At 64.8% G+C, this 8,147-nt stretch carries 8 protein-coding genes; all 8 read right to left on the bottom strand.

What is annotated here, in order from left to right; genetic code table 11:
- Window positions 1–2,216: polyribonucleotide nucleotidyltransferase (pnp, locus tag SAS01S_RS20740; RefSeq protein ID WP_066812948.1), on the bottom strand; the 2,216-nt coding region annotated here is incomplete at its 3' end.
- Window positions 2,217–2,404: 188 nt separating this feature from the next.
- Window positions 2,405–2,674 (bottom strand): 30S ribosomal protein S15, encoded by a 270-nt coding sequence (gene rpsO / locus SAS01S_RS20735; RefSeq protein WP_066812946.1) that lies wholly within the window; start codon window positions 2,672–2,674, stop codon window positions 2,405–2,407.
- A 24-nt stretch (window positions 2,675–2,698) separates the two neighbouring features.
- A complete protein-coding gene (truB, locus tag SAS01S_RS20730) occupies window positions 2,699–3,700 on the bottom strand; it encodes a tRNA pseudouridine(55) synthase TruB (protein ID WP_066812944.1) in 1,002 nt (333 codons plus the stop codon).
- A gap of 32 nt (window positions 3,701–3,732) precedes the next feature.
- Entirely contained in the window at window positions 3,733–4,137 is a 405-nt protein-coding gene (locus SAS01S_RS20725) for a DUF6491 family protein (RefSeq protein WP_066812943.1), read from the bottom strand.
- An 88-nt stretch (window positions 4,138–4,225) separates the two neighbouring features.
- Entirely contained in the window at window positions 4,226–4,900 is a 675-nt protein-coding gene (locus tag SAS01S_RS20720; RefSeq protein WP_066812942.1) for a site-2 protease family protein, read from the bottom strand.
- Window positions 4,897–5,484, bottom strand: coding sequence for a thymidine kinase (locus SAS01S_RS20715; protein ID WP_066812941.1), 588 nt, complete (start codon window positions 5,482–5,484; stop codon window positions 4,897–4,899). The genes SAS01S_RS20720 and SAS01S_RS20715 overlap by 4 nt, the downstream gene beginning before the upstream one ends.
- A 50-nt stretch (window positions 5,485–5,534) precedes the next feature.
- Window positions 5,535–5,936, bottom strand: coding sequence for a 30S ribosome-binding factor RbfA (gene rbfA / locus SAS01S_RS20710; RefSeq protein WP_066812940.1), 402 nt, complete (start codon window positions 5,934–5,936; stop codon window positions 5,535–5,537).
- Between the two features lie 119 nt (window positions 5,937–6,055).
- Window positions 6,056–8,147: translation initiation factor IF-2 (infB, locus tag SAS01S_RS20705; RefSeq protein ID WP_066812939.1), on the bottom strand; the 2,092-nt coding region annotated here is incomplete at its 5' end.

Raw genomic sequence — 8,147 nt, 5'->3', positions numbered from 1 at the left:
CCGCGATCGCCGCCGCCGTCACGGCGCGGGCCACGGTCACCGCCACGATCGCCGCCGCCGCTGCGCGGACCACGGTCACGACCGCCTTCGCGCGGCTCGCGCGGGGGACGCGTGTCTTCCAGTTCCTCGCCGGTTTCCTGATCGACGACGCGCATCGACAAGCGAACCTTGCCGCGCGGATCGATCTCGAGGACCTTGACCTTGACTTCCTGGCCCTCGGAAACGACGTCGCCAGGCTTCTCGACCCGCTCATTCTTCATTTCCGACACGTGGACGAGACCGTCCTTGCCGCCCATGAAGTTCACGAACGCGCCGAAGTCGACGATGTTGACGACCTTGCCGTTATAGACCTTGCCGACCTCGGGCTCCTCGACGATGCCCTTGATCCAGTTGATCGCGGCTTCGATCTGGCTGACGTCGGACGACGAGACCTTGATGATGCCCTCATCGTCGATGTCGACCTTGGCGCCGGTGGTGGCGACGATCTCACGGATGACCTTGCCGCCCGTGCCGATAACGTCGCGGATCTTGGTCTTGTCGATCGTGAAGGTCTCGATCCGCGGCGCGTGCGCCGACAGTTCCGAGCGGGTGTGATCGAGCGCCTTGGCCATTTCGCCCAGGATGTGCGCGCGGCCTTCATTGGCCTGCGCCAGCGCGACCTTCATGATCTCCTCGGTGATGCCGGCGATCTTGATGTCCATCTGAAGGCTGGTGATGCCTTCCGAGGTTCCGGCCACCTTGAAGTCCATGTCGCCGAGGTGATCCTCATCGCCCAGGATGTCCGACAGGACGGCGAAGTCCTTGCCTTCGAGGATCAGGCCCATCGCGATGCCCGACACCGGGCGCTTGATCGGCACACCGGCGTCCATCAGGCTGAGCGAACCGCCGCACACCGTCGCCATCGACGACGAGCCGTTCGACTCGGTGATGTCGCTGGTGACGCGGATCGTGTAGGGGAACTCTTCCTTCGACGGCAGCACCGCGTGCAACGCGCGCCAGGCGAGCTTGCCATGGCCGATGTCGCGGCGGCTGGGCGCCCCGAAGCGGCCGACTTCGCCGACCGAATAAGGCGGGAAGTTATAGTGCAGCATGAAATGCTGGTAGCTGAGGCCACCCAGCCCATCGATCATCTGCTCGGCGTCCTTGGTGCCCAGGGTCGTCGTCGCGATGGTCTGCGTCTCGCCACGCGTGAACAAGGCCGAGCCGTGCGCGCGCGGCAGGAAGTGGACTTCCGCCTCGATCGGACGGACCGTCTTGGTGTCGCGGCCGTCGATGCGGCGGCCGGTCTTCAGGATCGCGCCGCGGACGATTTCGGCCTCGAGCTTCTTGACCAGCTTCATCGCGACCATCTGCTCTTGCGGCGTCTTGTCGGCCATCGCCGCCTTGGCGGTCGCGCGGGCTTCGTTGAGCGCGTTCGAGCGGGCCGACTTGTCGACCAGCTTGTAGGCCGCGTCGATATCCTTGCCGATCAGCTTCTTCAGCTCGGCCTTGATCGCCGAATTGTCGTCGCTGTTCTTGAGCTCCCAGGGCTCCTTGGCCGATTGCTCGGCCAGCTTGATGATCGCCTTGATGACGTCCTGCGACGCCCGATGCGCGAACATCACCGCGCCCAGCATGACCTCTTCCGAAAGCTCCTTGGCTTCGGATTCGACCATCATCACCGCGTCGTGGGTGGCGGCAACGACCAAATCGAGCTCGCCTTCGGCGATTTCGGCGTCGGTCGGGTTGAGCTGATACTCGCCGTCCTTGTAGCCGACGCGCGCGGCGCCGATCGGGCCCATGAACGGGACGCCCGAAATGGTCAGCGCGGCCGAGGCGGCGATCATCGCCAAGATGTCGGGCTCGTTCTCGCCGTCATACGACATCACCTGGGCGATGACGTTGATCTCGTTGTAGAAGCCTTCGGGGAAGAGCGGACGGATCGGGCGGTCGGTCAGACGGCTGATCAGCGTCTCGCGCTCGGTAGCGCCACGCTCGCGCTTGAAGAAGCCGCCGGGGATACGACCCGAGGACGAGAACTTCTCCTGGTAATGGACGGTGAGCGGGAAGAAATCCTGCCCTTCCTTGACCGACTTGGCGGCCGTGACCGCGCAGAGCACGACGGTCTCGCCGAGGGTCGCGATCACCGCGCCGTCGGCCTGGCGGGCAACCTTGCCCGTTTCGAGCGTGAGGGTCTTGCCGCCCCACTCGATGCTTACCTTCTTGGTATCGAACATTCTATTTCCTTCGTCCGGCGGCCCTATGCCTGCCGGTTCCTGACGGGATCCCGTGAAGTAGAACCTTCACGCGAACCCAAAGAAGGACCTGCCTTCAGGTCCTGGTGGCGGAGAGTTCCGCCGCCGGCCCGCACCGAATTGTACGGGGCCGAATAAGCGAAACGGCGCCCTGAGGCGCCGTTCCTGAATTACTTGCGAAGACCGAGCTTCGCGATGAGGGCGAGATAACGGTCGCCATCCGATTTGCGCAGATAATCGAGCAACGAGCGGCGCTTGTTGACCATCATCAGGAGACCGCGGCGCGAGTGATTGTCCTTCGCGTGGGTCTTGAAATGCTCGGTGAGCGTCTTGATACGGTCGGTCAGGATCGCGACCTGGACCTCGGGGCTGCCGGTGTCGCCTTCGACGCGGGCATGTTCCTTGATGACCGCTTCTTTGCGCTCGGGGGTAATCGACATTCTGTTTCCTTCGACATCGCGTGACTAACAATTGAACCCGCGGACGATACGAGCTTCCCCGCCTTCGACTTCCACCAACGCCACCGGGGTTTCGCCCAGCATTGCGAAGTGAAGGCCATCGTCTTCGGCAATCCCGACCAGAACGCGCCCTTGTCGGAGCGCCCCTGCCTGGTCGGGGTTGAGGAAGAGAGCCGGGATGTCGTCCAGCCCCGCCCTCAATGGCAGGAGAATCTGTTCAAGGCGCCGCGCATTAGCGGATTCGGTCAATTTGTCCAGCGATATCGCGTGGGAGAGGTCGAACGGCCCGGCCTTGGTGCGACGAAGATAGGTGACGTGGCCGACGGTGCCAAGCGCGTACGCGATGTCGCGGGCCAGCGAGCGGATATAGGTGCCCTTGGAGACATGGGCGATGAGCATCGCCTCCTGCAATTCCTCCCCGGCACGGGGAGGGGAACCATCGCGCAGCGATGGTGGAGGGGGCCCTCCTTCAAGCGAATCCGTCGAGGCGGGCCCCCTCCACCCCTCGCCTTCGGCGAGCGGTCCCCCTCCCCGTCCCGGCGAGGATTTTAGAGAAAACACCGTCACTGCTCGCGTCGCGAGCACGACCTCTTCTCCGGCCCGCGCCAGATCATACGCCCGCTCGCCATCCACCTTCAGCGCCGAATACGCCGGCGGAACTTGCTCGATCGGCCCGGTGAAGCGTGGCAGCATCGCTTCTACCTCAACCAAAGTCGGTCGAACCTCGCTGGTCGCGATCACCTGGCCTTCGCCGTCCAACGTATCGGTCTCAACCCCGAACCCGATCGTGAATTCATACACCTTGTCGCTGTCGAGCATCCGTCCGGCGAGCTTGGTCGCTTCGCCGATCGCGACCGGCAGCACGCCCGAGGCGAGTGGATCGAGCGTCCCGCCATGCCCGACCTTGGCCTTGCCATAGCCGCCCTGGCGCAGCGCGCGCTTGACCGCGCTCACCGCCTGAGTCGAGCCGAGTCCGAGCGGTTTGTCGAGGATGATCCAGCCATGCATCCGCCGCGCCCTAGCGCGCGGAAGGCTTGGGGTCAGCCCTTCTTCTTGGCCTTCTTCGCCTTGGGTGGCGGGCCGTTGCTCGCGACCAGGCTGTTGATCGGGCAGCGCTGGCGGTCGACGAGCAACGTGCCCGTACGGTCGAGCTGGGTACCGCCGAACCGCGTATCGACGCCGATCCGATTGGCAAAGGGAAGGCCGGTGCACGGTCCAACCACGGTCGCATAATACCAGCGCCGTTGTTGGTCCTGCAGCCAGACCCCGCGGTCGCTATCGGCCTCGAAATTGTAGAGTCCTATCGTGCCGATGAACGGAATGCTGGTTTCCTTGCCGAGTTTGTCGGCTGGCCAGGTGCGATCCTGTTGTTTGGCGAAAACAGGCGTGGCGACGCTGGCCAGGCTCACGGCCGCCAGCATCGCGATCGTCAGAGTACGGATCATGCGCGTGGCCTTTCGAAGACAAGGACGAAACGAACGATTGTCGCCCTTGGTCCTGCCACGCTGAAGCTGAATTCTGGCTGAAGCCGGCTTACAGGAACAGGCCGAGCAACAGGCCGACGACGCGATCGGCGATCGGGCCGACGACACGCGCCACGACGTTAGCGCTGGGGGCGATCGTCGGCAGGATGACGAGCAGGAACAGCATCACCGGAAAACCGAAGCGGCTGAGCTTGGCATAGTGCGCCGCGAGCGGTCGCGGCAGGATCGCTTCGACGACATGCCCGCCATCGAACGGCGGCACCGGCAACAGGTTGAAGATCGCCAGGAAGACGTTGATCAGCAGGAAATTGATCAAATTGGCAGCGACGAACCCGCCGGCGCCCGCCTGCGGCAATCCTCCTGCCGAACCTACCCAGATACCGAGCGCGGCCGCGGCGATCGTCGCCATGATCAGATTAATGCCGGGCCCGGCGAGCGCGACCAGCGCCATGTCGCGGCGCGGATGGTTGAGCCGCGCGGTCACCACCGGCACCGGCTTCGCCCAGCCGAAGATCGGCGCATTGGCGAGCGCGAGCATCATCGGCACCAGCAAGGTCCCGACCGGATCGACATGGCGGATCGGGTTGAGCGTCAGCCGCCCGCGCTCGGCCGCGGTCTGATCGCCCAGCATCCGCGCGACATAGCCGTGCGCAACTTCGTGGAACACGATCGCGATGATCAACGGGATCAGCCAGATCGCGACCCTGTAAAGCGTGTCGGTCATTGCCCGGCCGCCTGACGCGCGGCGACGAAATGCCGCCGACACAAAGCGACGTAGCGATCATTGCCGCCGATCTCGGTCTGCGCGCCCTCGACCACCGCGCGGCCCTGCTCGTCGACGCGCAGGTTCATCGTCGCCTTGCGCCCGCACTCGCACACCGATTTGAGTTCGATCAGCGAATCGGCCAGCGCCAGCAGCCGCGCCGATCCGGGAAACAGCTGCCCCTGGAAATCGGTGCGCAGGCCGTAAGCGAGCACCGGAATCCCGACCACGTCGGCGAGATGCGCGAGCTGATCGACCTGCGGCGAGGTCAGGAATTGCGCCTCGTCGACGAGAACGCAGGCAATGTTCTCATGCGCGTGGCGCTCGGCGACGATCGCGGCGATGTCGGTCTTGCTCTCGAACGGAATCGCGCTCGCTTCCAGCCCGATCCGCGAGGTGATCGTGCCCGCGGCGAAGCGGTCGTCGATCGCCGCGGTGAACAGCATCGTCGTCATGCCGCGCTCGCGATAATTGAAATCGGCCTGGAGCAGGGTGGTCGATTTCCCCGCGTTCATCGAGGCGTAGTAGAAATAGAGTTTGGCCATTAGCCGATCAGGTATCGCGGATGCCAGCCACACGCCAGCGCCCGTTGCCATCAACCGCCGTCGTTCTTGTCGAGATCCTGCGCCACCTTGGGCGCGCGCAGCAGCGAATCGATATGACTGCCTTCGTCGAAACTCTCGTCGGCCAGGAACTTGAGCTTGGCGGCATATTTGGTCTGCACGCGGCTGGCGACCTCGCGCTGCAGATAGGCGGTGTTGGTGCGCAATGCCTTGAGCACCACGTCCTCATCCTTGCCGAGCAGCGGCTTCACGAACACCGTCGCGTGGCGCAAGTCCGGCGACATCCGTACTTCGGTGACCGAGACCATGTGGCGCGCCAGCGTCTCGTCATGGACATCGCCGCGCTGCAGGATTTCGCTCAGCACATGGCGCACCTGTTCGCCGACACGGAGCGTGCGGACAGATTTTTCGGGGCTGGAATCTTTGTTTTGCATGACGCGGCCTCCGGCACTGCGTCACCCCAGCGAAAGCTGGGGCCTCATGCCGCGGGCGAGACCGATAAGGTACCGCCCGCGGCTCGAGATGCCAGCTTTCGCTGGCATGACGGTTGATCTTACAGCGTCCGTTCGCGCAGTTCGACCTCGAAGGTTTCGAGGAAGTCGCCCGGCTTGATGTCGGTGAAGTTCTGCGTGAACGTCACACCGCATTCCAGACCCGCGCGGACTTCGGCGACATCGTCCTTGAAGCGACGCAAGCTCGCGATCTCGCCCTGATAGATGATGACATCCTCACGCGTGATGCGCGCCTTGAGCGCCTTGCGGATAACGCCGTCGACCACCAGCAGACCGGCTGCCTTGCCGTGCTTGCCGGCCGAGAAGACCTCGCGGATTTCGGCGCGGCCGACCACGGTCTCGAACGCTTCGGGGCCGAGCTCGCCCGCCATGCCTGCGCGGATCTCGTCGATCAGATCGTAGATCACGTCGTAATATTTCAACGCGACCTTCTGACGCTCGGCGATCTCGCGCGCCTTGGCATTGGCGCGGACGTTGAAGCCGATGATCGGGGCTCCGCTCGCACCCGCCAGCGTCACGTCGCTCTCGGTGATGCCACCGACGCCCGAATGGAGCACGCGTGCCTTGATCTCGTCGGTCGAGATCTTGTTGACCGCACCGACGATCGCCTCGACCGTGCCTTGCGTATCGGCCTTGATGACGAGCGGATATTCGATCGCCTGATTGGCCTTGAGCGCGGAGAACATGCTCTCCAGGCTGGCCGGCGCATTGGTCGTGCGCTTGTCCTGGATGACGCCGGCGCGATAGGCCGCGACTTCGCGGGCACGCGCTTCGTTCTCGACCACCTGGAGCGGGTCGCCCGCCGAGGGGACGCCCGAGATACCCAGGATCTCGACCGGCATTGACGGCCCGGCTTCCTTGATCTGCGCGCCCTTGTCGTTGACCAAGGCACGGACCTTGCCGCTCTCGGCGCCGGCGACGAACACGTCTCCGACCCTCAGCGTGCCGCGGGTGACGAGCACGGTCGCGACCGGGCCGCGACCCTTGTCGAGCTTGGCCTCGATCACGGTGCCCTCGGCGTCGCGATCGGGATTGGCCCGTAGCTCCATCAGTTCGGCCTGGATCTGGATCTTCTCGATCAGCTCGTCCAGCCCGGTCTTCTTGAGCGCCGACACTTCGACGTCCTGGACGTCTCCGCCCATCTGCTCGACCACGACTTCGTGCTCGAGCAGGCGTTCGCGGATACGCTGCGGATTGGCCTCGGGTTTGTCGACCTTGTTGATCGCGACGATCATCGGGACGCCGGCCGCCTTGGTGTGGTTGATCGCCTCGATCGTCTGCGGCATCAGCCCGTCGTCCGCGGCCACCACCAGCACGACGATGTCGGTGACGTTGGCGCCACGCGCGCGCATTTCGCTGAACGCTTCATGGCCAGGCGTGTCGAGGAACGTGATCTTCGACTTGTCCTTCAGCGTGACCTGATAGGCGCCGATATGCTGAGTGATGCCGCCGGCCTCACCGCGCACCACATCGGTGCCGCGCAACGCGTCGAGCAGACTGGTCTTGCCGTGATCGACATGGCCCATGATCGTGACGACCGGGGGACGCGGCTTCAGCGTCTCGACCGCATCCTCGATCTCATGGGTCGACAAATCGACGTCCGAATCGCTGACGCGCGTGATGTTGTGGCCGAATTCGGTGACCAGCAGCTCGGCGGTGTCCTGGTCGATCGTCTGGTTGACGGTGACCGGCATGCCCATCTTGAACAGCGACTTGACCAGATCGGCGCCCTTTTCCGCCATGCGGTTGGCGAGTTCCTGGACGGTGATCGCGTCCGGCACGACGACGTCGCGGACTTGCTTCTCGCGCGGCGCGGACCCGCCGACGTGGCGGCGATGTTCCTTTTCACGCGCCCGTTTGAGCGCGGCCAGCGAGCGGGCACGAGCGCCTTCCTCACCGCCAAGTGCGCGGTTGACGGTCAGCTTGCCGCCACGGCGTTCCTCGCCTTTGCGGTCGCGCTGGCCGGGGCGTGCGGGCTGCGAGGTCTCGGCGCCGCGGCGCGGCGTGGCCTGGCCCGATCCCGACGGCGTGGCGCGGGGTGCGGAGGCGGATGCAGCGGTTGGCGCCGATGCAGTGGATTGTGCCTGCGCCGGGGCTGGCGCGGGAGCCGGTGCCGGCTTGGGAATCTCGGGG

Origin of the sequence: Sphingomonas asaccharolytica NBRC 15499 (assembly GCF_001598355.1) — a bacterium.
Taxonomy (GTDB): Bacteria; Pseudomonadota; Alphaproteobacteria; order Sphingomonadales; family Sphingomonadaceae; genus Sphingomonas; species Sphingomonas asaccharolytica.
This window is presented reverse-complemented; position numbering and strand designations above follow the sequence as displayed.